Here is a 25,312-nt window from a genome sequence, read left to right on the forward strand (position 1 = left end):
ACTTACTTCACCTTCATGCCCTGAATTATTATTTTAAATGCGGTTCTCAGTGTGGGCCTGACAAAATCTTTCTGGTCATTTAACAGACGTTTGGAATCCACCCAAAGTACAACCCCTGCATAGGAGCCCCATAAAACATCGGCCATGGCCGCAGGATGTTCATCAATAAAAATACCGGTATCAATTCCTTCTTTTACCACCGCAATGATGGCACCATGGGCCTGGGATGAATATTTTTTTAATTGTTCCATGACTTCACCGGAAAGATTATGCAAAGTTTCTCCGGACTGAAGATGAAACAAATTGATCAAAATATTTGCATCATAATTATAGACATCAATAAACACATCCCGAAATTTCTCGATTTTTTCCTCCACAGAGATGTCCTGGTGCACCACCTGTTTTATCTCAGTGCCCAAATGTTTCAAAATATTGATGGACAAAGAGGTGTGAAGCTCTTCTTTATTTTTAAAATACAGATACAGGGTGCCCGGGCTCAATTCTGCCGCAGACGCAATTTCTTCCATCGTAGCACTGTTAAACCCCTTTACAGAGAACACCTTCCGGGCCGCAGCAATGATATCCTCTCTTCTTCTCTCTTTTTCCCGCTGCTTACGTTCATGTATACCCATTTTTACCTCTTTATTCTTTGAAGATGATTCATAAACTATATAAACGCACCGATAAATACAAAAATCTGGAAAGAATCGCAAGGAAAAGATACAAAAAAGATGAATTTAATCATATTTGTGATTTGTTTCATGACGCTTTTTTCCTTTTAGTATTCACATTCGTGGTTTTTTTTACTATCATGTCCTTGCAAAGCAAGTCCTTAAAAAAGGATAGTCCTTAAAAACAATTGACCGTTCGAATCAACGGAGAACGATATTATGTCAAAAACAACTTACTGGGCCGACAGCTATGTGGAAAAACTTTCAAGCGCAAAGGACGCCCTAAAAGGTATACGCCCAGGTCAGCGGGTCTTCATCGGGTCCTCCTGCGGAGAGCCCCAGCACCTGGTCAGTGAACTGTCCAAAGTCTCTGCTAGGTTCACTGATCTTGAAATCGTCCGGCTTCTCAGTATTGAAAGCGGTCCTTTGACCCTTATTGCCAACCAATCCCATTCCCAGCAATTTAATATCCGGTCTTTTTATCTGGGCTCGGCCTCCCCAAAACTCATCAAAAAAAACCAACGGTTTATTACCCCCATTAATCTGTCCCAGATTCCCCGATTGTTTAAATCAGGGCTCATGCCCCTGAACGCAGCCCTGATTCAAGCCTCGCCCCCGGATGACTTCGGCTGGATGAGTCTTGGGGTCTCCGTGGATATAACCCTGGCCGCCTGTGAATCTGCAGACATTGTCATCTGCCAGGTCAACCCCAACATGCCCCGGGTGTTGGGAAGAAGTTTTATCCATGTCAATGATGTGGACTATATTGTCGAGCACGAAGAGGAACTGCTGACCATCAAGCCCATGCCGGAACTGGAAACAGCCAATATCATTGCCCGGCATATTTCAAGGCTCATAGATGACGGATCCACCATCCAGACAAGCCTTGGGGTCAACAATGAAGCCACCATGGTCTGTCTGGCAGAAAAAAACGATATCGGCATTCATTCTCAATATCTTACCGACAGTATCATGCGTCTTTTCTCCCTGGGGGTTGTCACCAACAAACGAAAGGGATTTAATGACGGAAAACTTGTGGCAGGAAGTGCCGTGGGTTCCAACCTGCTCTATGAATTCATCGATGACAACCCCTCCATAGAATTTCACCCTTCCGATTATATCAATAATCCGGCCATTATCGGTCGGCACAATGCCATGACCTCTTTAAATACGGCAATGGCCATCGATCTTACCGGCCAGGTGGCAGCAGATGCCCTTCCCTATAATAATTATACCGGAATAAACGGGTTGCTTGATTTTACCAGGGGCGCAGCCATGTCCGAAAATGGAAAATCTATTTTAATGATGACCGCCACCTCCGACCATGGCAGGCAAAGCCGAATCGTCCCTTGTCTTACAGACGCGGTGGTGGTTCCCCGGGGGGATGTCCAGTTTATTGCCACAGAATATGGAGTGGTAAACCTGTTTGGAAAAACCCTCCAGGAAAGAGCCCTGGCACTTATCAGCATTGCTCACCCCGATTTTAGGGACGAATTGTTTTCCAAGGCCAAGGAACTGGAACTCATTGATGTAGAACGAAAGTTCAAACAGGCAACCAAGGGAGTATACCCCATTAAATATGAACAAACCATTGAAATCAACGGAATTCCCATCACCTTCCGACCGGCCAAGCCCGTGGATCAAAGAAGCGTTCAGGAGCATTATTACACCATGAACCGGGGGGATATTGTCTCCCGGTTTTTCCACGAAAAGAAAAGCTTTGTCCACGATCAGATTGAAACCACCTATGAAATTGACTATGTCAATGACCTGACCATTGTGGCCACCATCGGAGAAATGGGGTTTGAAAAAATTATTGCCGTGGGAGAATATTTTAGAAACACCATCATTAATATGGCAGAAATTGCCTTTTCCGTATCCCGGGAATATCAAGGCATGGGCATTGCCCAGATTCTCCAGGCTAAACTTGCCATGGCAGCCAAAGATAACGGCATCAAAGGCCTGATCGCCTATACCTCCCCCCAGAACAAGGGAATGATCCGACTTTTTAACAAGCTGCCCTATAGCATCAGTTCTGAAAAGGATGATGACATGATTATCCTCAATTGTCTGTTTACAGAGCCGGCGGATAAGGATAAAGCGCCCAGGGATTCAGAGGCCTCCATGGGCTAATGGCTTATTTTCGCTACAATTTTCGCTTCAAAAGGGCCACAGATTCTATGTGATAGGTGTGGGGAAACATGTCCACAGGGGTGATTTCCACCACCTCATACCGGGTCGCGAGCATTTCAAGGTCACGGGCCAGGGTGGCGGGATTACAAGAAACATAAACAATTTTTGGGGCATGAAGGGCCAGTACCTGACTGACCACATCCTTGTGCATTCCCACCCGGGGCGGATCAATGATGATCACATCCGGTATCTGGGCGAGATTGGGCAGCACATCCTTAATATCCCCTTCATAAAACTCACAATTTTCAATGCCATTCAATTGGGCATTCTTTCGGGCATCAATAACAGCCGAGGTAACAATCTCAATGCCATAAACCTGTTTTGCATCCCGGGACAGCCAGATGGGGATGGTCCCGGTTCCGGAATAAAGATCCAGAACCGTCTCATCACCTTTAAGATCGGCATATTGAGCCACCTTGGCATAGAGTTTTTTACAAGCTCTTGTATTGGTCTGAAAAAAGGAGTTGGCCGATATCTTAAAACTAAAATCCCCTAACTTTTCCGTAATAAAATTTTCCCCATGGATCAGGATCTCTTCTTTATCTCGAGCCACCCCGGATAAAGAATCGGTAATATTATTGAGAATGGAGTGAATGTTGGGGTATTTTTCTGCCAGCAGTTTCCCTAAAGCGGATACCACTTCAAGGTTTTTATCCCGGGTCACAATATTCACCATCCACTGGTCATGGGCCACGGAATGGCGCAGCATGAGGAAACGCCAGAACCCTTCATGGCTTCTGAGATTATAGGCCGGCAGGCCGGATTCTTTGATAAAGGTCCGCACATCGTCTAATATCTCATTTCCCAGGGCCGGCATGATCTCGCATTGCTTGATATCAATAACTTTGTCAAAGGTGCCCGGCACATGCAGCCCGATACCAAATCCTTTTTTAATCGTCTCATCGGCTAGTTCTTCGGGCATGAGCCAACGCTGGGAAGAACAGGAAAATTCCATCTTGTTCCGATACCCGAATATCGGATCGGAAGGGATAACATCCATGACAGGAACACCTTTTAACCTGCCAATATGCTCAATGGATTCGGTTACATGTCTTTTTTTATACTCAAGCTGTAGATCATAGGGCAGCTCCTGCCATTTGCACCCGCCGCAAAAATTACAATATTGGCATCGGCCCTCTTGTCGAAGTTCAGAAGGTTTCAAAATCTGGATCAACTTCCCTTCGGCCCAGGATTTTTTCTTTTTGGTTATTTTCACAAAGACGGTATCACCGGGCACACACCGATCAATAAACACGGGAAATCCATCCGGTTTTGCAAGCCCCTTGCCCCCAAAGGCAAGGTCAATGATCTCAAGTTCATAGGTTTTTCGTTTGCTTATAGACATATAAAATTTCATTCTTTTAAAATTATTAGGGTTATTCTGCTTTCAAAAACTTGATATTATACGGGTTTAATGGCATAAAGACAAGGATGAAAACAAAGAATGAAAAATGGATAAAAGAAATTGATTTCCAGGTAGAAGGGCTTACCCTCAAAGGAGTACTGCACCTTCCAAAAATTTTAAATCCCCCCATCGTGGTGGGGTCCCACGGCCTGGAAGGCAGCAAATCCTCTGCCAAGCAAATGGTGTTATCCCGTCTCCTGCCGGAAAACGGCGTGGCCTTTTTCCGGTTTGACCATAGGGGCTGCGGCCAGAGCCAGGGCAATTTTTTAACAGACACCTCCCTTGAAAAAAGAACCCGGGACTATCTGATGGCGGTCCAGCATATTATGGATTTAAACCTCACATCCAAGCGTCTTGGACTCTTTGGATCCAGCATAGGCGGCGCCACCTGCATCAATGCCTGGGAAAGGCTGGATCACCTTGATGTAAAAACTTGCGGAGGAGTCTTGTGTTCAGCCCCGGTCCAAAGCCGGACCATCGAAAACATTCCCGTTCAATCCAATGGGAAAAGGCCTGCCCTGCCCTTAAGTTTTTTTGAACAAAACCTTCTCTTTAATCTCCTGGAAAAAACAAAATCCCTCCACCATGTATTGATTTTCCACGGGGATGCCGATGAAGTGGTACCGGTATCCAATGCCCATGATATATACACCTGCATGCAGTCTCCCAAACAAAAAATCATCCACAGGGGCGGAGATCACCAGATGACTTCAAAAGAGCACCAGGCAGAATTTGCCAGGAAAATGGTGGAGTGGTTTCTATCTGTTTTCAACCCCGATAACAAACACCTGCAATGCAAGGATCACAAATAGGATAAATACCGTTGACATCGCAAGGCCATGGAAACAGATCAATGGTTCCCATCATTTCACGATCCTAAGGCATTGATAATAACCTTCGCCTCAGCACTTCCAGGGCAGTGGCAGCAAACATTTTTTTGTTCCTTGCCCTGTTCCCGAAATTAAAAATATATTGCCTTGCCGTTTCAACCCCGGGACCTGCAATACCGATACAGACCGTTCCCACGGGCTTATCAATGGTGCCGCCTGTAGGGCCTGCAATGCCGGTGGTTGAAATCCCCCAATCTGCATTGCCTGCTTTTTTTACACCCAGGGCCATTTCAAGGGCAGTCTGTTCATGGACGGCACCATGGGCCTCAAGTGTAGCGTGTGCGACATTGAGGATATTCATTTTGGCATCATTGGAATAGGTAATGGCTGAAAAAAGAAAATAGTCTGAACTGCCGGCAACATCGGTGACAAGATTTGAAATCAGACCGCCTGTGCAGGATTCGGCAATGGCGAGGGTGAATTTTTTTTCTTTTAAAAGCCTTCCCACCTCTTGTTCAAGCGCCAGGCCCCTGGGGGAAATCACCTTGTTTTCAAGGCGCGAGATGGCCCATTGCCGGGCAGCATCCATCTGCTTTCCTATGGTATCTGGGCATCCCTCCTCCTCCATGGGGCAAACGATCTTGACTTCAATGAAGGGGAAATTTGCCCGGAATCCAAGGTTCATCCCGGGGAATTTTGCCTCAAATCCTTCCAAAAGTGCTCCCACCCGAGATTCCGGCAACCCAAAAACCGTAAGCCGCTCAATGAGAATTTCCCTCGTAAAGCCAAAGATATCGGACAGTTTTGATTTGACCTCCTCTTCAAACATCGCCTTCATTTCAGAGGGGACCCCAGGCATAAAATAAAAAGTACATTTACCCATGAACATGGTAAATCCGGGAGCAGTACCGTTCCGGTTGACCAGGACCCCGGCCGATGCCGGCAGCATGGCCTGTTTTTTATTGTCCCGGGTAAGGTCAAACCCCCTTTTCTCAAAATAGGCAACCATGGTTTCAAGGGCCTTGGAGTTTAGCACTAACTCTTCTTTTGCAGCCCCGGCACAGGCCTTTGCGGTCAGGTCATCCTGGGTAGGGCCAAGTCCGCCTGTAACCAGACAAATATCTGCTCTTTGGGCAATTTGTTCAAGGGCATGGCGTATCCTTGTTACCGAATCTCCCACAACCGTGATCTGTTGAACCAAAATCCCCATTTCTTTGAGTCGTTCACATAAATACCCGCTGTTGGTATCAACGATATCCCCCAGGAGCACTTCATCACCGGTGGATAATATTTGTGCAATCATTTGTTTCCTCCAGATGATTAAAGAACATGGCATGGTTGGAGGAAAAATAGGCGGGGTTTTTCCTGAATTCTGATCCAATGGCCAGCTCTTTTTTAAACTCCTTATCCAAAAAATTTTTCACTTTTCTCCTATTCCACCCGCTTGGATGAACAAAATTCAAATACAGGGACAGATCTCCGTGATAAAATTCCTGGGTCTCAAGCCCTTGGGCATCTTCACTGAATTTGGGCAGATTAAACACCGCCAGGTTCAAATAATCGATATACTCCTTGTGAAGCTTCGTATAATCAAGGGTTTTCCGGGCAGCTGCTTCATCCTCAAAACTTGTGCCGAACAAGAGATAAACATAGGTTAAAATCCCGGCTCGCTTAAGATTTTTCAAGGTGATGGATGCCATCCCAAGATCCGTCCCTTTGTCCATTCGTTCCAGCACCTTCTGGTCCCCGGATTCAAGGCCCAGCTTGAGCATTTCGCATCCGCTCTTTTTCAGGGATAGGCAAAAATCAAGGTTTAAAAATTCCTTTTCAAAGCGCACAAACCCATACCATTTAAAGCCCAGCTGGGTTTTGGACAATGCCCTTAAAAATGCCGGAGTAACGGCATTGTCTATAAAATGGACCGTGTCAGGGGAATATTGCTGGTTCATTTTTTTTAAATCTTCCAGGGTCTTTGCCGCCCGCTGGGTTGAATAGGGTCGTGTTTCTGCTCGTTCAGGACAAAATCGGCATTTGCTCCAATAGCAGCCGATGGACGCCCTGAAGGGAAGAATGGTTCCCGGCGCCAGGTAGGCGTGATTCTTTGCAAATCCATAGTCTGGAACATAATGTTTTTTACGGGTGCCAGGCACCCCGAGAAGTGCCAGCAGGGGTTGCTCCCCCTCCCCTTTGATCATTATATCTATCAAATCGGAAAACGGATTGGAAACGGTGTCACCAAAATCCGGCCGGCTCATCCAAGAAGAGACCAGCCCCCCGCCCATGACTATTTTTTTGTCCTTAAAATTTGCCTTTATCCAGCCGGCCAGGGCAAAACTGACAAGGGCCTGGTTCAAATAACAAAGGGAAATCCCCATATATGGGGAATCAGATGCAAGAATTTGGGGCCGGATCTCTTGTTCAAAAAACGGGAAAAACGGGTTTTGGTCAAAGGCGGCCGCACTTGTCAAAAGGTCCTGGCTTGCAACAGAAGAAAGCTGGTTATCAGAATAATCGCTCAGGCTGATCTTATACCTGCTCTGATCCACGGATATGGACAAAAGTTTGTTCAAATCATAGACTCGCTGGTGATACCGGTCCACATTTTTATATAAGCCAGGGGTTTTCAGGTCCGACAAAAGGGTGTTCCTGTTTTTCAACGCCCGCCGAGACCAGGAGTCACGGGCATCCAAGTCTGATTGAATTAAGTACAACAGCCCTTCGATACTTGCATCATAAACCGTACATGGCAGTCCATGGGTTTTTAAAGCAGCAGCCAACAAGGCCACTCCGGCCGGTGGCTCACAGGGTTTTGCAACAGGGGGAAAAATGAGCAGCATAAAGGCTTTATCCGTAATAATTGGTTAAAATTTCTTAGAACCTATCATATTTGCACTAAATCCACACTGGGAATTTTGCCAATACCTCACAACACAAAATCATTTTTCCCTGACCTTTTGTTTCTACCAATAGAAACATTTGTATTGACAAACACTCTCAAATCATTTAAATATTCGCTACCATTAGTTAAAAACGTTCAACATTACACAAAAAGGAAAAATGAGATGACACAATTTTTTTCAAAAACCAGACAGTTTTTCCAGTGGCGGCTCTGGCCCATCTGGCTAAAGCTGCTGCTTTGAATTGTTTGATCTCTTTTTTTTGATCCCACAAAAAGTTGTCATTGCAGCAGCCGATCCAAAAAGCTGTTGCAGTCACACAAAAAGGCTGCATATAAACACAAGATGCATGCCTTTTTTTATTTTAGCCCAGGAACAAGACCCCTAGGAACGAAACCATGATTTTAGAACAATTTCCCAACAAAGAAAAATTCATCGAACTTGCCAAAACTGCGAATGTCATTCCTGTGTGCACCCGGGTGCTGGCCGATACAGACACCCCGGTTTCCATTTTGCAAAAATGCTATGATAAAAACAAAGAATGTTTTTTACTGGAAAGTGTGGAAGGCGGGGAAAGATGGGCCAGGTACAGCTTTCTAGGCGTTTCTGCCTTTGGCACCGTCAAAATATTTAAAGATCATGTACAAATATCCACCCGGAACAACCAGGAAAAAATCCCCCATAAAAATGATCCTTTAGGGGTGATGCGCGAACTGATCAATGGATATACCCCTGCCGATATTCCTGACCTTCCCAGGTTCTGGAGCGGGCTCACCGGATATTTTACCTATGAAATGGTCTCTTTTTTTGAAGATATCCCGGTAAGCCTGCCCGAAGACACCCCCTACGGGCATTTTATTATTCCAGATTGTATGGTCATTTTTGATAATGTACAGCAGACCCTCACCTGCGTGAAAATCTGCTACCTGCCCGGGACATCGGGAGAATCTGATCCAGATAAATCTGATCCATATAATCCGGGCAAAGCCTATGACGGCGCAAAAGAAGATCTTGCTGACCTTGTGGAAATCATTCGCCAGCCCTTTAAAAAACCGGTTTATGAACGAGTACCCGATGTCAGCTTTACACCCCAGACACCAGCGGCCCAATACCTCAAAGGCGTTGAGACCATTAAAGAACATATTGTGGAGGGCGATATTTTCCAGGCGGTTTATTCCCAGCCCTTCTCCTGCAAGTCCTCCATAGACCCCATCCTCATATACCGGGCCCAGCGGTACATCAACCCTTCCCCCTATATGTTTTTCATGAATTTTTCTGACACCGTGATTGCCGGATCCTCCCCTGAAACCATGGTGCGTCTGGAAAACGAAATTGCAACCCTCCGGCCCATTGCCGGTACAAGGCCACGGGGGGCCACGGAACAGCAGGATCGTCACCTGGCAGATGAACTCCTGAACGATGAAAAGGAAAGAGCAGAACATATCATGCTCATTGATCTTGGCAGAAATGACCTGGGCAGAATTGCCGAGGCCGGTACCGTCCAGGTAACCGATACCATGGTCATTGAACGCTATTCCCATGTCATGCACCTGGTCTCCAATATCACCTGTGATTTAAAACAAGACTGTGACGCCTTTGATCTGTTCAAGGCCACATTTCCCGCCGGCACCCTGTCCGGTGCCCCGAAAATACGGGCCATGGAAATCATCTCGGAACTTGAGAATCGTCCCCGGGGAGTTTATGGGGGTGCGGCCGGATATATTTCCTTTACCGGCAACATGGATTTTGCCATTACCATCCGAACGGCTGTCATGGAAAAGGGCAATCTCACCGTCCAGGCCGGTGCCGGAATTGTTTATGACTCAGATCCTCAAACAGAACTTGAAGAGTGCAAAAACAAGGCAAAAAGTGTGGAAATGGCCTTAAAGCTTGCTCTTTCAAACATAAACGGAGGCAGATAAATGCAGGTAGCCATTATTGACAACTATGATTCTTTTACCTTTAATCTGGTCCACTATATTCTCCACACCGGTGCCAAAGTGGAAGTTTTCAGAAATGACAAGATCTGTGTGGAAGAACTTAAAGAGCTAAACCCGCAAGCCATCGTGATTTCACCCGGCCCCGGAAGACCTGAAGATGCCGGGGTTTCCCTGGATATTGTCAAACAGTTGTCCGGAATTATCCCCATTCTTGGGGTATGTCTGGGCCACCAGACCATTGCCCAGAGTTTCGGGGGAACCATCATCCATGCCAAAAAAATCATGCACGGCAAAACCTCCATGGTCCAGGCCGACGGAGAGCATATTTTTTCCGGGATGAAAAACCCCTTTTCCGTGATGCGATACCATTCCCTGGCCGTCCAGGAACAAGATTTACCCGAATGCCTTGTGGTAACGGCCCGGACCGAAGACGGAGAAATCATGGGGATCCGCCACAAGTCCCATCCCACCCAGGGCGTGCAGTTTCACCCGGAATCCTTCATGACCACAGTGGGAAAACGGCTGATCCGCAACTTTATCAAAGGAGTATGACATGAGTTTCACTAAAAACCTTAACACCATCATTGGCGGCCAGGACCTGGATCAGGATCAAATGGCGTCCATGCTTACCGACATATTTTCAGGCGAAATAAAAGATGCCCAGATCGGCGCCTTTATGGCAGCTCTTGCCACCAAGGGGGAAACCTTTGAAGAACTTGCCGGTGCAGCACGTGCCATGCGCAAAAAGGCTATTCGAATCCAGGCCCTGTCTAAAAACGTTATTGATATTGTTGGCACCGGCGGGGATGCCTCGGGATCATTTAATATTTCAACCACCACCGCTTTTGTTGTTGCCGGTGCCGGTGCAACAGTTGCCAAACACGGCAACAGAAAAATTTCAAGCAAATGCGGCAGTGCTGATGTTTTGGAAGCCCTGGGCGTAAATTTGAATGCAGACCCTGAAATTGTGGAAGAGGCCATCAACGACATCGGCATTGGCTTCATGTTTGCCCCCCTCTACCACGGGTCCATGAAATATGCGGGCAAAGCCCGTCAGGACTGCGGCATCCGCAGCATCTTTAATATGCTGGGGCCCCTTACCAATCCGGCGGCTGCCTCCTGCCAGGTTCTGGGCGTCTATGCCCCGGCCTTGACCGAAATGTTTGCAAGAGCCCTAAAACTGCTCGGGGTGGAACGCGCCTTTGTGGTCCATGGACACGACAGCATGGACGAAATCACCACCACCGCACTGACACGGATTTCTGAACTTAAGCACAATGCCATTAAATCCTATGACCTGGATCCCTTGAATTATTTTGAGGACTATGCAGATCCCAAGGATCTTTTAGGCGGAGACGTTAAGGAAAATGCCGCCATCACCCGGGCAATCCTGGAAGGCAAAAAAGGTCCCAAACAAGACATTGTACTGCTAAATTCTGGGGTGGGTCTTGTGGCAGTAAATATTGCTGCCACCATAGAAGAGGGGATCATTCTTGCCCGGGAGGCCATTGACTCCGGCAAGGCCCTGGAAAAACTTGAACTTTTAGCCCAATACACCCAGGAGAACGGTTAGATGAAAGTGGAAGGATTTTTAAAAGAAATGGTGGCAATAAAAAAAGAAGAGATTGACCGCCACAGATCAGCCACCCCTCTGAAAAGTGTTCGCAAGGAAGCGGAACAGACAAGGGTACCCGCCAGTTTTTTGTCCGCCATGCGAGAGAGTACCCGGGATCATGCCGGGATCATTGCAGAAATAAAAAAGGCCTCCCCTTCCCGGGGGGATATCCGAGTGGACCTGGATGTGGAAGCCTATGTGAAAAAATATACCACGGCCGGGGCCAGTGCCATTTCAGTGCTCACGGAATCCGTTTATTTCAAGGGCAGCCTCACAGACCTCACACTTGCCTGCAAGGCCACGGATTTGCCCGTCTTGAGAAAAGATTTTATCATCAATGATTACCAGATCTTTGAAGCAAAGAAAGCCGGGGCAGCCGCCATACTGCTCATCACCACCCTGCTCTCCCCCAGACAGCAGGCAGACTACACAAGCCTCGTCCGGGATCTTGGTATGGAACCTCTAGTGGAAATAAACTCCGAGTGGGAATTTGAACAGGCCTACACCTCAGGGGCAAGGGTGGTGGGAATCAACAATCGAAACCTTCAAACCCTTGAAACCGACCCCACCATTGCCAAACGAGTGGCCAAAATTTTCCCCGAAGATATCATTCCCGTGGAAGCCTCGGGCATATCTTGCCGTCAGGACATAGAAAAAGGGCTGGAGGAGAATATTTTTAATTTCCTGGTGGGAGAAAGCATTGTCAGGGCAGAAGATACTAAAGCCTTTATCCAAAGCCTTTGCCAACCAACAGAGACCAATTGAGCAATTCATCAAAAAAAATGCAAACAACAAAATTTACCCTTCCTCCCCACCGGCCCCTGATTAAAATCTGCGGCCTGACCCAACCTGCCAATGCTCTTGACTGTGTCCGTGCCGGGGCAGATGCCATTGGCCTTGTTTTTTTTGACAAAAGCCCAAGAAACATCTCCATGGACGATGCCCGGGCCATCACAAGGGTGCTGCCCGGACATGTCCTTACCTGCGGGGTCTTTGTGAATGAATCCTTTGATTTTATCATGGAGCGGGCTGAACGCTGTCATCTCACAGCGGTTCAACTCCATGGCCAGGAACCCCCGGCACTTGTGGAAAAACTGGCAAAAAAAAATCTATTGGTGATCAAGGCCCTGTTTGCCGTCAAAAAACCAGATCTCGCCGATGCGCCCCTTTTTACAAGCGCTTCTTTTTGTCTGGTGGAGTACGGCAAGGGGATTCTTCCCGGGGGCAATGCCGAGGCCTGGGATTACGGCGTATCAGCCCACCTGAATACCCGTGTCCCCCTGATGCTGGCCGGTGGGCTCTCCTGCGATAACATCCGGCAAGCCCTCTGCCTTGCAAACCCTGCAGCAGTGGATGTCTCTTCCGGGGTGGAAAAAACCCACGGGTTCAAGGATATAAAACGAGTGACCGCCTTTATTCGCATGGCAAGACCGGCCTGACAGGAAGGACAAATTAATACAAATTATTAGATCAAAATTCAAAATCGGTTCTGGTTTTTCATCTCATCAAGCCTCAGTTGCATCTCGTGGATCTGATACTCTTTAGATCGAAATTCAGATTTAAGCCTTCTCATTTTCCTGTCCAGACCCCTGATATGATTTAGCGCCTGGGTGCAATTTTTAGGAATTTTACATACCTTGCTCAGTTGGACCTCTTTTCCTTTGATAAGAAGAACCATTTTGTCAATTTCCTTTGCCAGGCTGTTCTGATATCGTTGTTCATGCTCAATTTGTTTTTGAAACAGATAAATATCACGGCCCATGTAATATGCCTGTTGAAACGGATCTTTTAAATTACCCTGACACACATCACGATATGTCAGCCCATTTACACCCTGCGAATATCCTCTATGCGGTGTGCAATATTCAACCAGGCCTTCAGACCGTCCTTGTTGATATAATGACAAATCTGGAATAACCCCATATTTTGAACACGCTTTTCGATGCAAAGCAACCCGGGAGCTCTCATACCCTTTTGTGCCATCTTCATACCCGATATTGTACCAGTTAACCGTGAGGCATTCTTCTTTTTTCAAGGTCGCGCATGAATTCAAAAGCAAGGGGATAATCACCCAAAAAAGAAGAATCCTGCAGCCCTGTTTAAATTTATATTTGGAAATCATATCTCTTCAATTCCATACAAAACGATCATTATATAATAATGTCCTGACCCTCACCTAAAAATTGAACAAAATAATTTTTCAGGACAAGGTCACAATCCAAATCCACATTGGGCATAAAAATAAAAGTGTATAAGATAGGACTTGGCTTCTTGTCAACAAAACAATAAAAACCCAAATCCACCGCCTATTTTTTTATAGGCCCATCCAAAAACGAATTGGGAGAATTTTTTTAAGATTGTGCGCCTATTTCGCCAGAATTGAATTTTCCTCAGGGGTATTTAAAATGCAACCCAACCAGGGCTCCCTATTCCCCCTGTTTATGAATGCGGTCTTAACCTATGCGGATCGGATATAGACCTTGATTGTGATAGACCTGTCTTTTATTTTTTCGTTAACCTCTAAATTGTCCAAATTCCAACGAATTAATATCCTTTGCAGGAGACATGAAACTATCCGTTCAAAAGGGTATGCGGCTTACCCGGCATAAGAAAATTTCCATGAAATATCCCATCAAGGCTTGGTCCTTGTTTTATATAAATTCCTGTGTTAACCGTAACGGTGTTAACCGGATTTTAATGACTAATCAGAGGTATCCATATTTTTATAATGATAGAGATAGGTTGATCTTTCAGAGGATTTTGTAATGAAAAACAATCTCACACGACTCACGGAAACGGTTTCAGCTATAAAAACCACTTTTCTTTTTAGAACACAACTGCTCCCCACCCATGTTTTTATTCTGGAAACAAAGAACGGGCTTGTCCTCTTTGATACCGGAAGCCCGGGAAACGGAAAAATGATCGTGGAATCATTAAGAGAGGCAAAGTTTGATCCAGGATCGATCAGGGCAATCTGCCTGAGCCATTGGCACAGGGATCATGCAGGCAGTCTTGCGGAAATCACCGAGCTTATAGAACCCGCCTCAAAGGTAGAAATTTTCATTGGCCAGGCAGATCTGCCCCTATTAACAGCCCAACGGCCCCGGATATTGCGATTTCATCCCTTCCTAAATCTGCCCGTATGCCACCGTCCCGGGCGGATGCCTTCCTCTTCCAACGGCCTACTAATCCCCCTTGACAATGCCGGGTATGCAAAACTTGACCGCAAGTATGGTATAAAGGCGATTCCCACACCAGGCCATACACCAGGCCACATGGCCTATCTACACCGAGAAACGGGGTCCCTTTTTTCCGGATGCGCCCTATCATTGCTGGAGCCCAATCTTGTGGGAATAGTTCCCATCTTCCATGACAGAAAAGAACAAATCCGTTCCGGAAAACGCCTTGCAGAGATGGATTTCAGGTATCTGTTTCCAGTGCACATGTTCCTGAAATCCGATGAGATTCCATTAAAAAAACGCCGGCCCTGCACTGGCAAAAAGGGAATGATGACAAGACTCATGGGAAACCATCTATTCTTCAGGGTTTCATAAGAGATTTTTAAATCATTGGATACTCAAAGATATCAAATCAATTGTCAACTGATATAAACCGGCTTGAATCCGGTGCGATCCAACCCGGTCATTTATGCGTTATCATCAAACAATTGAGTTATAAACAACAGGGTTTCTGAAACATTTTTTCAAAAACCCCGTTATTTCTATCTTGCAGCGAAAACGTTATTATTCAGGAAAATCAATCTCACACTGGTCACTTAAATGAAGCCGGAAAATATAAATTGCCAGTGCGATGACAGGTACGGCCAGTATAAACCCCAAAACAGGAAGCAGGGTGATCCCTATAATAATTAGGCCTGAGGCTGCAGCCAGCAGGAATGAACCCAGGATAAATTTGGATATTTTTTGAGGGACACATTCTGTTGCTTTCATGACGGTCTCCTTTTTTTAACATTTATAAAAGATGGCAGAGCCTCAAAGATGCTCTGCTTTTCATTTTCATACAAATTGTATGTTATCCAGCCACATCAATTCCAAGATCACATCCCAAGTGTGTGTCGGGATTCTCACATTCAAAATTTTTCTGCCGGGTGTCTACATGTCCCTGGGTTCTGTCTTTGTCGCTTTCGATATAATTTTCAACTTTATTATTTGTCATTTTGTCACCTTTTCGGATTTGGGGTTAGCCTTGTCTGGCATTCATATATAAGTTAGTCATGCCAAATAAAATTTCAATAGGGTGATAATAATAAGTTAATGATAGGCAATAACTATGATTAACTTATATGAGAGAACCCAGATCAGCACAAAACACCTGGACTCTCTGATAGCGTTACCATAGCTGCCATAGGCATCAAGAAAATCCCTATCAAAGGCTTTCTAATAATTTTCTCTGTTATCCAGGCATAAAGTCTGATAATCAAAGGTAGCATTCAAAAAGTTCACTATTAAATGTCAGGCAATGCGCTATATGGATTTGATATTACAAATTTGGGGAGGTTCTTTTTATCTAATAAATAAAATTTGCTTTGCTCTATCTGAAGGTAAACAAAACCATCATAGGAACAAGAATTTAAAACTTTTTGGCTGGTTAATTTATATTTTAGGAATTCCTGCTTGGGTTACAATCCTTATTATTAAACATGATTGGATTGCTGCATCAATTGAGGCGGGAGGTTTCCCTGCGATGCTTTTGGGATTGTATAATGTCTACACGGAACATAAAAAACCAAATAAGTCATTTAATCGTATAACCTCATTTTTCACCTATGGCGCTATACTACTTGGAACTGGGTACAGTTTATATGATTATTGTGGAATCGTTTCAGTATCTCAATTATTAGAGTTTGGTGTGATGCTTGGATTTCTACTTGGGACTTACCTTTTAGCAAAAAACAATATGAATGGTTGGTTATTTTTTATGCTCATGAATGGAAGCATGGGAACATTAATGCTAATTCAGAACAAACCAATTTTAGCGTTTCAGCAAGGTATGTCCTTTTGTTTTGTTGTATATGGATTTATCGTTGCGAGTAAGTGATACTCCCTCGATATTTTGGACACGCAGTTAAGCCACTCTTTTATCACATCGAAGTATTTTTGCGGTCAACATCACTGTGGGTAACCCTTTATAGAAAAAAAATTATCGAACCAGGATATTGATCCCGGGATAAATTATGGCATTCGATGACATATTGTTCAGTTTTCTCAGATTTGCCACACTGGTTTTATACTTTTTGGCAATGCTCCAGAGGGTTTCACCCTTTTGGATGGTATGGAAGATGGCGGCTTTTTTCACAGGCGTTTTGGTTGATTTTTTCACTATTTTTTTACTGGGCGTTTTTTGGGGAGATTTCACAATTGCAGGGGCTTTAACCGGCGCTGGCTGAATACTCAATTTTTGATTCAGTGAACGGATCTGTTTTTCCACATTTCCCATTCGCTCAATGAGGGAATCAAATTTCAAAGAAGCCGAGGTTTCAAGGCGCTGGACTTTTTGCTGAAGCGGAGCCATTTCAGCCGGTGTGGTTTCACCTAAAGTTCCTGCTCCTTGAGCCCGGATGGTTTCCAAAACCGATTCAATGTCGCCGATCCGTTTTTCCAGCTCAATAAAAGATCCGCCGGCAGTGTCGGCCGAAGACACATCGGACAAACCTTTGGTTTTGGGACCCGAAGACTTGAAAAAAACAAAAAAAACAATCACCGTGACAACCAGGGCACCCGCAATAATCAGCGTGAATTCATTTTTTTTCAACAGGGAGCTACCCAAATTCATTGATTCAGGATCCGTGCTGTAATTTTTTTGATTGGTATTTGCCCGATTTGTATTTGATGGGGGGGTGGATATCTTTGACCCTGGTTTATCCTTTGGTTTCATCCGATAACTCCTGTTTTGCAGTTTATGCTGCCTAAATAATTAATCTCTACCCCTTCATATCATCTGGACACAATTTTTCAACTGGTAAGGGGGAAATATTATATAAATCTAATATTGAACACAAACCAATGAGTGTGTTAAAGTTCCCAAGACGCAAACCGCTGATATCTAAAGTCAGGATAATTTTATGAAATATTTTTCAAAATTCAGATGTTCTTATCTTCTTATTATGGGACTCACACTTTTTTTTTCCCAACCAGGAATAGGGTCTGCCCAGGATATCTACACCAACAAACTGGGCATGCGGTTTGTCCTGGTACCCGCTGGCAGTTTTATCATGGGCAGTCCTGAAACGGAACAAGGCAGGGCCTGGAATGAAACACAGCACAAGGTTATCATCTCAAAAGATTTTTATCTTGGGGAAACAGAAGTCACCCAGGGACAATGGAAAAAGCTTGCCTCCCCCAACCCTTCTTCCTTTAAATTAGGGGACACCTATCCCGTGGATTCCATTTCATGGAATGAGGCCATGCAGTTCATCTCTTTTCTAAACAAATTGGAAGGAACCAACCGGTACCGGCTTCCCACGGAAGCAGAATGGGAGTATGCCTGCAGGGCCGGCAGTACCACCGCATTTGCAAAAGGTCCTGTCACCACCTTCTCCTGCAATGAACCGGAGCCCGCCCTGGTGGACACGGCATGGTATTGTTATACCTCAGGCCTTCAAGGTCCGGCCCGGGATTTCAAACCCCACCCTGTCAAAACCAGAAAACCCAACCGCTGGGGGCTTTACGACATGCACGGAAATGTTCAGGAATGGGTTTTGGATGCCTGCCGCTGGCGCAATATTTGGAAGGCCAAGGTTGGGGTAATTACAGATACCTATACGGACAATATTGTTGATCCCCTGGAAAAAAAAGGCGCTCACCGGATCATCCGGGGTGGGGGCTGGTACCAGACAGCCAAGTACCAGAGAAGTGCCTATCGCAGTTATTATAAACCCATTGCCAAGAGAAACAGCCTGGGCTTGCGCATTGTCCGCATGAAATAGTTAAACGCCAACCCTGTGCTTGAAATCAACTGGAGTGAAAAAAATTTCCCCGATCAATCCCTGTAAATCAAGGTCCGGCGTGTAAACAGAGCCCATAGAAAGATACCGGCGGCAAGCAGGAAAAAATCCCTGATTAACAGAAACCATGCAGATGCCGCGGGATGGGTTCCTGAGACAGAAAAGCAACCGCAGTCAAAGACATGACCCCGGAATAAATTAAATCCAATCAACACAATAAATGCTGTCAGCAGCCCATTAATAATCAACAGGGAGGATTTTGGCAAAATTCCTATGACCAGGCAGACACCCGCCAACGCTTCAAGATAGGGAAGAAAAATAGCAATGGGATTAATCAAAACCCCCGGAAACACCCCATACCCGTAAATAATTTTGGCAAATTCTCCGGGAGCCGCCATCTTAGGCCAGCTTGCCCAAATAAAGGTCAGTCCGAGAATAAGTCTGAGTATCCAGAGAAGCAAAAGAGGCCATCCCGATTTAAGTTGATCAGCTTTCATTTTTTTCTGTCTCATATCCCATTTCCTGCCATTCCCTGAAACCGCCTGCATAAACTTGAACCTGTTTGAAATTCAAAGAGATCAGCTGTGCCGCAACTGTATGACTGTCCGTGCATTCAACCCCGGAGCAATACACCAGGATGGTGGAATCCTTTTTTACAAGGGTCAAAAGCCTGTCAAGAACCTCATCAAACGCCGCCAAAGGAAAGGAAAAGGCACCGGGAAGATGCCCCATGTCATAGAGCTCTTTTGGACGGACATCCATAAGGACAACTTTTGTGTCTTTAATCATCTGGCGAACCCGCAAAGGGTTGTTGATCTCAATATCGACATGAACAATATCGTGGTTGGAACCTGCCATTACCACTCCCTTGGATCTGTCCCACTGCCCCTTGAGCACAATGCCTGCGGGTGAAAAAAAATTCACCCCAAAGGAAAGAAGACCGGCAAGGATCACAAGATACACGACACCAAATTTTTCTGTTTTAATCATAGGATATTTTCCAAAAACGTTAGGATAGGTGTGTTAGCGGTTTCATCAAATCAACTCTTTTTTGTAACACAAGGAGTGTGAGCCATTGTTCCCAAAGAAGATCAATCCTTTTTTCCAGGGTGTTTTGGGCCAAGGACTGCCTTGGCTGATTTTCCAGGGCAGATTCCATCCGCTTAAGGCCGGCATTTATTTTCTGCCCCCTGGCCGGATCATCGATTTGACCCCTTTCAGTTAAAAGTGCCTGGTACATGTCAAAGGCATCCTGAAAATACCCCTGGCTTTCATAAATCCTGGCAAGTTCCAGGGTATTAAACTCCTGACTCATGGTGTTTTTTCCTTTTTATCTGCCATATTCTTAAAAATAAGCTCACCCGGTTCTGCCATCTCATGTTCGTGTTTGGCCAGGTGCTTTAAATAATTAATATCATGTTTCAAACTTTTAATTTCTCGTTCAATTTTCTGGTTTTCCTTTTTCGCCTGAACGGTTTGGGCTGCAATGTCAGCTTCTTGTTGTTTAAGTTTGCCATACTCCATCACCCCATTCTTTGAAAAAAAAATCAGGGACAAGAGCACCAGGGTCAGCAAGATACCAATATAAAAAGCCGTTTTTTCGAATACCGTCATTGGGGGTTCTTTTTTAACATCTGTTTTATCATTTTAATTTCAGGGCATGCCAAGAAAATACCGACCACTAAAAAAAAGAACACACCCAAAAGGATGCAGGCAAATATCCCCGCGCCAAGTCCCATTTTACCATATTCTTCCGTTAAGAGGAATCCAGCTGCAAAGCGAACAAAGAAAAACATCATAACAGATATAAAAACCGGTCTGCAAGCGGAAACAATCAAAGATATCCTGGAAAGGTTTTTGGGCATGTTCATGAACAAAAACCCAAATCCTGCCATGGCGCTTATGGAAACAGACAATGCAAGTCCCTTAAGCCCAAAAGATTCCATCCAGAAAAAACACAGCATCCAATTAAGCCCAATGGAAATCAATCCTGCAACAAACGGCAGCCTGAAAGAGGACAAGGAATAATGGAGGGTAACAAGCAGCCGGGTACCAGTATAGGCCCACAACCCAAAAACCAGATAAAAAAGGCAGTTTGATGTGGATTGAACAGCTGCGGCATCAAAGGCACCCTGTTTGAATAAAAGGGAAACAATAGGGGCGGCAAGTGCCATCAGCCCTGCCATGGCAGGTATGGTCACAAAGAAAACCAGGGAAGCCCCCTTTGCAAAAACCGCTGCTGTTTCATCCTGTTTTCCCAGAACTGCCTTTCTGGCAAGGGACGGCAATAAAACCGTTGAAAAGGATACGGCAAACAAGGCCAGGGGAAATTGTACCAGCCTGTCTGCATAATAGAGGAAAGAAACACTGCCCTGGCAAAGCTTTGAGGCAAAGAAGCTGGCAATCATGATATTAATCTGATAGGAAGCCGCCCCCACCATACAGGGAATCATTATTTTCCCCACCTTTATCAGTCCGGGATGCAGCCATGTAAAGCAGGAGAAATTGATCATCCCATGGTGGACTAAAAACGGAACCTGCAACGCCAATTGGGCCATGCCGCCAAGGCAAACCCCCAGGGCAAGGGCAAGGATGGGGGGATCAATATAAGAAGATACAAATAAAGCAAACAAAATCACCACAAGATTCAAGACAATGGGAGTGGCAGCCGGGATGCAAAAATTGCCAAGACTATTGAGCACACCCATACAAAGGGCCAGGCCCAGGATGATTAAAAGATAGGGCAGCATTATTTTCAATAAAATAATGGTAAGGCTGTAAGTATAAGACCCCCCGGAAAACCCCGGAGCGATAATTTTCACCAGAACCGGAGCAAAAAAAATACCCATAAATACCAGAAAGACCCCACCCACGGAAAGGATGAACAGGCCCGATAAAAACATGGCAATTGCCTGGTCTTTTCTTCCCTTTTCCAGATAGCTTGAAAAAACGGGCACAAATGAAATGCTCAGGATACCATCGGAAAACATCTTTCTGATCAGGTCAAAGGGCCTGAATGCAATAAAAAATGCATCACTTACGGAAGATGCACCGAAAATCATTGCAATAAGAGCATCTCTTAACACCCCAAGAATCCGACTGACAAGGGTTAAAACGCTCACAGATCCAGCGTTTTTAATTATTTTTCTCACAAATTTTCCTTGACAAAATTCAAAATTAACTATATGTTTTCGTTTTCGAAATATGGCTTAATTTTATCTTAAATTCACTAACACAAGGAGCTAGACCAAGTTGGCTAACCATAAATCTGCAAAGAAACGGGCGAAACAGAGTCAGGTAAGACGGCTTAGAAACAGATCTGCAAAAACCACTCTTAAAAACCTGGAAAAAAGTCTGCGTGCCGCCCAGGAAACTGGTGCTGACACCAAAGTTGAATTGATGAGACAGACACAGTCTGCAATACACAAAGCCGCAAAAAAAGGCATTCTTCATAAAAAAACTGCTTCCAGAAAAATTTCAAGACTTTCCAAACTTGTAAATTCTTAACCCCAACCTTTGTTTAAAGGTCGGGCTTAAAAATTGGGTTTAAAGGTCGGTTACATACGAGACAGGAGTTACTCCCTATATTAATAATAGGGAGTAACTCCTGTTTTTATTATGTAGCTAAAAATTGCTCGTCATCTGACTGACCAACCGCTCAGCGCTCCGCAGGGCAATCTTTTCCACCGCCTCTCGCTTGTTAGCGTCATCATTGACCGTATCTTCATCAACCGAATAGGACTCTGTGGATGAAAAATTTTTCACGGACCAGAGGATTTCTCCATCCAGCCCAATCAACTGGACATCAATCAAGGCTCTCACCTGTCGTTCCACAACCGTTTCACTTGATGACCGGGACAGGGTTGAAAAGGTGATGGCATTAATCGTTCCCGTAATCTTCCGGGTTGCCGGGTCGGAATCCACCACCGTCGTATCGGTTTTCGCCTGAATCTCCTGGATCAACTGGTTTGTAAAACTCATACCAGCGCGGGTTTCAGAACTTTTATTTTCAAAAACAGTCACTGACACACGGGTGACATCTTCATTTATATACCCCCCCCCTTCAAGGTGGTAGCCACACCCGGCAGCCAATACGGCTAGCAATCCAGCCATTATAAACAATCGAATTAATTTCATATCACACCACAATATTGACAAGGGTCTGTTTCTTTTGAATCACAATGATCTTTTTCAATGGCTTTTCCTGTATGTACTTTTTTATTCGTTCATCGGCCAGGGCCAGCGCCTTGATCCCTGCCTCGTCCAGATCTGTCCCAATGGTAAATTTGGCCCTCAGTTTTCCGTTCACCTGGACCACGACCAACACCTCGTCGGTCGTAAGGGAATCCTTGCGATAGTCAGGCCAGGATTGTTCGAGAATCGACCCTGTGTTCCCCATTTTTTCAAATAACTCCTCACAAAAATGGGGAATAATGGGGCTCAACAGCAACAAAATATTTTCAAGGGAAAAAAGAAGAATTGAGCGCATCTCAACGTCGGCCTTGTCAATTTCAATCGTATACATGGTATTGACAAGCTCCATTACAGCGGAAATAGCAGTATTGAAATGGAAACTTTTATCGATATCCTCGGTTACCTTTTTAATGGTCTGGTTGGCTTTAATATACAATGCTTTTGCAGCGGCAGATTTAAGGTCAGAAGCGGCACCGTCAAAGGGTTCAATAGCAGTGGTATCAATTTTATCCATGCAGTCTATGGCAAGGCGCCACACCCTGTTAACAAAGCGGTTAGATCCTTCCACCCCGTCTTCATTCCATTCCAGATCTCGCTCAGGCGGGGCTGCAAACAGGCAAAAAAGCCTTGTAACATCTGCCCCGTAACGTTCAAGCAGCTCATTGGGGTCCACCACATTTTTTTTGGATTTGGACATCTTGATCACACGCCCCACCGTGACTTCGCTGTTGCAGCGGGTGCAGACCAGGGTATCATCTGCTTGTTTTTTGGCCTCATCTGGAAACAAAAATCCATGTTCAGGACAGGTCATGGTTTCCTTGCACACCATTCCTTGTGTGAGCAGCCGGGTAAAAGGTTCTTTAAAATCGATCAACCCAAGGGTGTTCAATACCCGCATAAAATATCTGGAATACAAAAGGTGCAGCACGGCATGCTCCACCCCGCCGATATACTGATCCACCGGGGCCCAGTATTTAACGGCAGCAGGATCAAACATCCCTTTGTCATACCGGGGAGAGCAATACCGCAGATAATACCAGGAAGATTCCACAAAGGTATCCATAGTATCGGTATCCCGTTTGGCATCCTCTCTGCCGCAGGAAGGACAGGTCACTTTGGAAAAGTAATCAAGCCCGGGAAGGGGGGACCCCCCTTTAGCAAGCAGGTTGGCGTCTTCGGGGAGCTGTATGGGAAGATCTTGTTCGGGAACTGGAACCACACCGCAGGAAGGGCAGTGAATCACCGGAATGGGAGTTCCCCAATACCGCTGCCTGGATATTCCCCAATCCCTGAGCCGGTAGGAAATAGCCTTTTTCCCACGGCCCTTCTCCTCCAGCCAGTCGGTCATCACCTCCATGGCCTCTCGGCTGTCCAAACCATCAAACTGGCCGGAATTGACCATCACACCACCACCGGTATACGCTTCTGTCATGGTGGCAGAATCAAAGTTTTCTCCCTCGGGCTGAACCACCACCCGGATATCAAGACCATATTTGCGGGCAAAATCAAAATCTCGCTGATCTCCGGCAGGCACCGACATAATGGCACCGGTTCCATATCCCATCAATACAAAATTGGCCGTATAGATGGGAATTTTCTCCCCGGTGGCAGGATTGATGCAGTGGGCGCCAATAAACACCCCTTCTTTTTCATATTTTTCAATACCATCGGCAGATCGCTCCTGGCTTGAAACCTTTTTAACAAAGGCATCCACTGCAGCTTGTTGATCGGTTCCCCGGGACAGGGTTTCCACCAGGGGATGTTCCGGGGCAAGACACATGAAAGTAGCCCCAAAAACCGTATCCGGTCTTGTGGTAAAAACCTCAAGATCCTCGTTGATTCCATCAATCTTAAATTTGAGTTCAGACCCGATACTTTTTCCGATCCAGTTCTTCTGCATCACAGTCACCTTGTCCGGCCACCCGGGCAATTGATCACAATGGACCAACAGGTCTTCTGCATAATCGGTAATCTTAAAGAACCACTGCCAGAGTTTTTTTTGCTGAACCACCTGGGAACACCGCCAGCATTTGTCCTGCTCCACCTGCTCATTTGCCAGAACGGTCTGACATTTTTCACACCAATTGACAAAGGATTCCTTACGGTAGGCCATCCCCTTTTCCAGCATTTTCAAAAACAACCATTGTTCCCAACGATAATATTCCGGACGACAGGTGGCAATTTCACGGTCCCAGTCATAGGAGAATCCCATTTTTTTGAGCTGGACCCGCATGGCCCTGATATTTTCATAGGTCCAGGCGGCCGGATGGGTATTGTTATCGATGGCGGCATTTTCCGCCGGCATGCCAAAGGCATCCCACCCCATGGGGTGAATGACATTAAATCCTTTCATTCTTTTATACCGCACCACCACATCGCCTATGGTATAGTTTCGAACATGGCCGATATGAATTTTTCCCGAAGGATAGGGAAACATTTCCAATAAATAGTATTTTTCCTTTGACGGATCCTGGGTAACCTTAAACGTTTCGTTCTTGTCCCAATATTCCTGCCATTTGGGCTCAACATCACCAGGATTGTAACGCTCCTCCATTATAGTATCCCTCCGAAAGCATTCACCTGTGAAAAAGCATCCACATAGT

Annotated in this window: 26 protein-coding genes; 11 read left to right on the top strand and 15 right to left on the bottom strand. The window is 45.4% G+C overall.

Annotated elements, in window-relative coordinates:
• Positions 1-2 precede the first annotated feature (2 nt).
• Positions 3-632: a TetR/AcrR family transcriptional regulator gene (locus ACZ45G_RS16480; RefSeq protein ID WP_464171577.1), complete on the bottom strand. Its 630-nt coding sequence runs from the start codon at positions 630-632 to the stop codon at positions 3-5.
• Positions 633-890: 258 nt separating this feature from the next.
• Between ACZ45G_RS16480 and ACZ45G_RS16485 the strand changes: the two genes are divergently transcribed.
• Positions 891-2,804 (top strand): GNAT family N-acetyltransferase, encoded by a 1,914-nt coding sequence (locus tag ACZ45G_RS16485; protein WP_464171578.1) that lies wholly within the window; start codon positions 891-893, stop codon positions 2,802-2,804.
• Positions 2,805-2,817: 13 nt separating this feature from the next.
• Here the strand turns inward: ACZ45G_RS16485 and rlmD are convergent, their stop codons facing one another.
• Positions 2,818-4,209, bottom strand: coding sequence for a 23S rRNA (uracil(1939)-C(5))-methyltransferase RlmD (gene rlmD / locus ACZ45G_RS16490; RefSeq protein WP_464171579.1), 1,392 nt, complete (start codon positions 4,207-4,209; stop codon positions 2,818-2,820).
• Positions 4,210-4,295: 86 nt separating this feature from the next.
• Between rlmD and ACZ45G_RS16495 the strand changes: the two genes are divergently transcribed.
• Positions 4,296-5,081 (top strand): alpha/beta hydrolase, encoded by a 786-nt coding sequence (locus tag ACZ45G_RS16495; protein ID WP_464171580.1) that lies wholly within the window; start codon positions 4,296-4,298, stop codon positions 5,079-5,081.
• A 64-nt stretch (positions 5,082-5,145) separates the two neighbouring features.
• Here ACZ45G_RS16495 and ACZ45G_RS16500 read toward each other — a convergent pair whose 3' ends face one another.
• The gene (locus ACZ45G_RS16500) at positions 5,146-6,402 is read right to left on the bottom strand and encodes a competence/damage-inducible protein A (protein ID WP_464171581.1); all 1,257 of its coding nucleotides are present in this window, start codon (positions 6,400-6,402) and stop codon (positions 5,146-5,148) included.
• The gene (locus ACZ45G_RS16505; RefSeq protein ID WP_464171582.1) at positions 6,374-7,936 is read right to left on the bottom strand and encodes a B12-binding domain-containing radical SAM protein; all 1,563 of its coding nucleotides are present in this window, start codon (positions 7,934-7,936) and stop codon (positions 6,374-6,376) included. Before ACZ45G_RS16505 ends, ACZ45G_RS16500 begins: the two co-directional genes overlap by 29 nt.
• Before the next feature lie 458 nt (positions 7,937-8,394).
• Between ACZ45G_RS16505 and ACZ45G_RS16510 the strand changes: the two genes are divergently transcribed.
• Genes ACZ45G_RS16510 through ACZ45G_RS16530 form a run of 5 tightly spaced genes read left to right on the top strand, consistent with a single transcriptional unit; the run spans position 8,395 to position 12,990 of the window.
• Positions 8,395-9,918 (top strand): anthranilate synthase component I family protein, encoded by a 1,524-nt coding sequence (locus tag ACZ45G_RS16510; protein ID WP_464171583.1) that lies wholly within the window; start codon positions 8,395-8,397, stop codon positions 9,916-9,918.
• Positions 9,919-10,488 (top strand): anthranilate synthase component II, encoded by a 570-nt coding sequence (locus tag ACZ45G_RS16515; protein ID WP_464171584.1) that lies wholly within the window; start codon positions 9,919-9,921, stop codon positions 10,486-10,488.
• A 1-nt stretch (position 10,489) separates the two neighbouring features.
• Positions 10,490-11,509, top strand: coding sequence for an anthranilate phosphoribosyltransferase (trpD, locus tag ACZ45G_RS16520; RefSeq protein ID WP_464171585.1), 1,020 nt, complete (start codon positions 10,490-10,492; stop codon positions 11,507-11,509).
• Positions 11,510-12,316 carry an indole-3-glycerol phosphate synthase TrpC gene (locus tag ACZ45G_RS16525; RefSeq protein WP_464171586.1) on the top strand — a complete coding sequence of 269 codons (807 nt, stop codon included), beginning with the start codon at positions 11,510-11,512 and terminating at the stop codon, positions 12,314-12,316.
• Between the two features lie 17 nt (positions 12,317-12,333).
• Positions 12,334-12,990: a phosphoribosylanthranilate isomerase gene (locus ACZ45G_RS16530; RefSeq protein ID WP_464171587.1), complete on the top strand. Its 657-nt coding sequence runs from the start codon at positions 12,334-12,336 to the stop codon at positions 12,988-12,990.
• Between the two features lie 38 nt (positions 12,991-13,028).
• Here the strand turns inward: ACZ45G_RS16530 and ACZ45G_RS16535 are convergent, their stop codons facing one another.
• Complete coding sequence (locus ACZ45G_RS16535) at positions 13,029-13,673, bottom strand: DUF2799 domain-containing protein (RefSeq protein ID WP_464171588.1); 645 nt, start codon at positions 13,671-13,673, stop codon at positions 13,029-13,031.
• A gap of 643 nt (positions 13,674-14,316) precedes the next feature.
• On the opposite strand from ACZ45G_RS16535, the gene ACZ45G_RS16540 reads away from it, so the two are divergent.
• A complete protein-coding gene (locus ACZ45G_RS16540; protein WP_464171589.1) occupies positions 14,317-15,105 on the top strand; it encodes an MBL fold metallo-hydrolase in 789 nt (262 codons plus the stop codon).
• A 189-nt stretch (positions 15,106-15,294) separates the two neighbouring features.
• Here the strand turns inward: ACZ45G_RS16540 and ACZ45G_RS16545 are convergent, their stop codons facing one another.
• Positions 15,295-15,501, bottom strand: a complete 207-nt coding sequence (locus ACZ45G_RS16545; protein ID WP_464171590.1) for a hypothetical protein — start codon at positions 15,499-15,501, stop codon at positions 15,295-15,297.
• Positions 15,502-15,583: 82 nt separating this feature from the next.
• The gene (locus ACZ45G_RS16550) at positions 15,584-15,727 is read right to left on the bottom strand and encodes a hypothetical protein (RefSeq protein WP_464171591.1); all 144 of its coding nucleotides are present in this window, start codon (positions 15,725-15,727) and stop codon (positions 15,584-15,586) included.
• A 312-nt stretch (positions 15,728-16,039) separates the two neighbouring features.
• Between ACZ45G_RS16550 and ACZ45G_RS16555 the strand changes: the two genes are divergently transcribed.
• Complete coding sequence (locus ACZ45G_RS16555; protein WP_464171592.1) at positions 16,040-16,609, top strand: hypothetical protein; 570 nt, start codon at positions 16,040-16,042, stop codon at positions 16,607-16,609.
• Positions 16,610-16,711: 102 nt separating this feature from the next.
• Here ACZ45G_RS16555 and ACZ45G_RS16560 read toward each other — a convergent pair whose 3' ends face one another.
• Positions 16,712-17,446: a LysM peptidoglycan-binding domain-containing protein gene (locus ACZ45G_RS16560; RefSeq protein ID WP_464171593.1), complete on the bottom strand. Its 735-nt coding sequence runs from the start codon at positions 17,444-17,446 to the stop codon at positions 16,712-16,714.
• A 187-nt stretch (positions 17,447-17,633) separates the two neighbouring features.
• Between ACZ45G_RS16560 and ACZ45G_RS16565 the strand changes: the two genes are divergently transcribed.
• Positions 17,634-18,497 carry a formylglycine-generating enzyme family protein gene (locus ACZ45G_RS16565; protein ID WP_464171594.1) on the top strand — a complete coding sequence of 288 codons (864 nt, stop codon included), beginning with the start codon at positions 17,634-17,636 and terminating at the stop codon, positions 18,495-18,497.
• 53 nt (positions 18,498-18,550) lie between these two features.
• Here ACZ45G_RS16565 and ACZ45G_RS16570 read toward each other — a convergent pair whose 3' ends face one another.
• From ACZ45G_RS16570 to murJ, 5 genes are read right to left on the bottom strand one after another with little or no spacing between them, the layout of a single operon-like run.
• On the bottom strand, positions 18,551-19,027 hold the full coding sequence (locus tag ACZ45G_RS16570; RefSeq protein ID WP_464171595.1) for a MauE/DoxX family redox-associated membrane protein: 477 nt from the start codon (positions 19,025-19,027) through the stop codon (positions 18,551-18,553).
• Positions 19,002-19,505, bottom strand: a complete 504-nt coding sequence (locus ACZ45G_RS16575; protein ID WP_464171596.1) for a rhodanese-like domain-containing protein — start codon at positions 19,503-19,505, stop codon at positions 19,002-19,004. Before ACZ45G_RS16575 ends, ACZ45G_RS16570 begins: the two co-directional genes overlap by 26 nt.
• A gap of 19 nt (positions 19,506-19,524) precedes the next feature.
• The gene (locus ACZ45G_RS16580; RefSeq protein WP_464171597.1) at positions 19,525-19,830 is read right to left on the bottom strand and encodes a hypothetical protein; all 306 of its coding nucleotides are present in this window, start codon (positions 19,828-19,830) and stop codon (positions 19,525-19,527) included.
• The gene (locus ACZ45G_RS16585) at positions 19,827-20,129 is read right to left on the bottom strand and encodes an FtsB family cell division protein (RefSeq protein WP_464171598.1); all 303 of its coding nucleotides are present in this window, start codon (positions 20,127-20,129) and stop codon (positions 19,827-19,829) included. The genes ACZ45G_RS16580 and ACZ45G_RS16585 overlap by 4 nt, the downstream gene beginning before the upstream one ends.
• Positions 20,126-21,667 (bottom strand): murein biosynthesis integral membrane protein MurJ, encoded by a 1,542-nt coding sequence (murJ, locus tag ACZ45G_RS16590; RefSeq protein ID WP_464171599.1) that lies wholly within the window; start codon positions 21,665-21,667, stop codon positions 20,126-20,128. Before murJ ends, ACZ45G_RS16585 begins: the two co-directional genes overlap by 4 nt.
• A 100-nt stretch (positions 21,668-21,767) precedes the next feature.
• On the opposite strand from murJ, the gene rpsT reads away from it, so the two are divergent.
• Positions 21,768-22,022, top strand: coding sequence for a 30S ribosomal protein S20 (gene rpsT, locus ACZ45G_RS16595; protein ID WP_464171600.1), 255 nt, complete (start codon positions 21,768-21,770; stop codon positions 22,020-22,022).
• Positions 22,023-22,139: 117 nt separating this feature from the next.
• Here rpsT and lptE read toward each other — a convergent pair whose 3' ends face one another.
• Positions 22,140-22,652, bottom strand: coding sequence for an LPS assembly lipoprotein LptE (gene lptE, locus ACZ45G_RS16600; RefSeq protein ID WP_464171601.1), 513 nt, complete (start codon positions 22,650-22,652; stop codon positions 22,140-22,142).
• A gap of 1 nt (position 22,653) precedes the next feature.
• The gene (leuS, locus tag ACZ45G_RS16605; RefSeq protein WP_464171602.1) at positions 22,654-25,263 is read right to left on the bottom strand and encodes a leucine--tRNA ligase; all 2,610 of its coding nucleotides are present in this window, start codon (positions 25,261-25,263) and stop codon (positions 22,654-22,656) included.
• Positions 25,264-25,312: the final 49 nt, after the last annotated feature.

Source organism: Desulfoconvexum algidum (assembly GCF_055382125.1).

Bases quoted from the DNA above. Each gene is read 5' to 3' on its own strand.
- ACZ45G_RS16510 (WP_464171583.1), top strand. From the start codon at position 8,395: ATGATTTTAGAACAATTTCCCAACAAAGAAAAATTCATCGAACTTGCC.
- ACZ45G_RS16560 (WP_464171593.1), bottom strand. From the start codon at position 17,446: ATGAAACCAAAGGATAAACCAGGGTCAAAGATATCCACCCCCCCATCA.
- ACZ45G_RS16545 (WP_464171590.1), bottom strand. From the start codon at position 15,501: ATGAAAGCAACAGAATGTGTCCCTCAAAAAATATCCAAATTTATCCTG.
- ACZ45G_RS16530 (WP_464171587.1), top strand. From the start codon at position 12,334: ATGCAAACAACAAAATTTACCCTTCCTCCCCACCGGCCCCTGATTAAA.
- ACZ45G_RS16550 (WP_464171591.1), bottom strand. From the start codon at position 15,727: ATGACAAATAATAAAGTTGAAAATTATATCGAAAGCGACAAAGACAGA.
- ACZ45G_RS16580 (WP_464171597.1), bottom strand. From the start codon at position 19,830: ATGAGTCAGGAGTTTAATACCCTGGAACTTGCCAGGATTTATGAAAGC.
- ACZ45G_RS16585 (WP_464171598.1), bottom strand. From the start codon at position 20,129: ATGACGGTATTCGAAAAAACGGCTTTTTATATTGGTATCTTGCTGACC.
- rlmD (WP_464171579.1), bottom strand. From the start codon at position 4,209: ATGTCTATAAGCAAACGAAAAACCTATGAACTTGAGATCATTGACCTT.
- leuS (WP_464171602.1), bottom strand. From the start codon at position 25,263: ATGGAGGAGCGTTACAATCCTGGTGATGTTGAGCCCAAATGGCAGGAA.
- ACZ45G_RS16480 (WP_464171577.1), bottom strand. From the start codon at position 632: ATGGGTATACATGAACGTAAGCAGCGGGAAAAAGAGAGAAGAAGAGAG.
- ACZ45G_RS16555 (WP_464171592.1), top strand. From the start codon at position 16,040: ATGGATTTGATATTACAAATTTGGGGAGGTTCTTTTTATCTAATAAAT.
- ACZ45G_RS16565 (WP_464171594.1), top strand. From the start codon at position 17,634: ATGAAATATTTTTCAAAATTCAGATGTTCTTATCTTCTTATTATGGGA.
- lptE (WP_464171601.1), bottom strand. From the start codon at position 22,652: ATGAAATTAATTCGATTGTTTATAATGGCTGGATTGCTAGCCGTATTG.
- ACZ45G_RS16515 (WP_464171584.1), top strand. From the start codon at position 9,919: ATGCAGGTAGCCATTATTGACAACTATGATTCTTTTACCTTTAATCTG.
- ACZ45G_RS16535 (WP_464171588.1), bottom strand. From the start codon at position 13,673: ATGATTTCCAAATATAAATTTAAACAGGGCTGCAGGATTCTTCTTTTT.
- ACZ45G_RS16570 (WP_464171595.1), bottom strand. From the start codon at position 19,027: ATGAGACAGAAAAAAATGAAAGCTGATCAACTTAAATCGGGATGGCCT.
- ACZ45G_RS16500 (WP_464171581.1), bottom strand. From the start codon at position 6,402: ATGATTGCACAAATATTATCCACCGGTGATGAAGTGCTCCTGGGGGAT.
- ACZ45G_RS16505 (WP_464171582.1), bottom strand. From the start codon at position 7,936: ATGCTGCTCATTTTTCCCCCTGTTGCAAAACCCTGTGAGCCACCGGCC.
- ACZ45G_RS16575 (WP_464171596.1), bottom strand. From the start codon at position 19,505: ATGATTAAAACAGAAAAATTTGGTGTCGTGTATCTTGTGATCCTTGCC.
- ACZ45G_RS16495 (WP_464171580.1), top strand. From the start codon at position 4,296: ATGAAAACAAAGAATGAAAAATGGATAAAAGAAATTGATTTCCAGGTA.
- ACZ45G_RS16540 (WP_464171589.1), top strand. From the start codon at position 14,317: ATGAAAAACAATCTCACACGACTCACGGAAACGGTTTCAGCTATAAAA.
- ACZ45G_RS16525 (WP_464171586.1), top strand. From the start codon at position 11,510: ATGAAAGTGGAAGGATTTTTAAAAGAAATGGTGGCAATAAAAAAAGAA.
- ACZ45G_RS16485 (WP_464171578.1), top strand. From the start codon at position 891: ATGTCAAAAACAACTTACTGGGCCGACAGCTATGTGGAAAAACTTTCA.
- trpD (WP_464171585.1), top strand. From the start codon at position 10,490: ATGAGTTTCACTAAAAACCTTAACACCATCATTGGCGGCCAGGACCTG.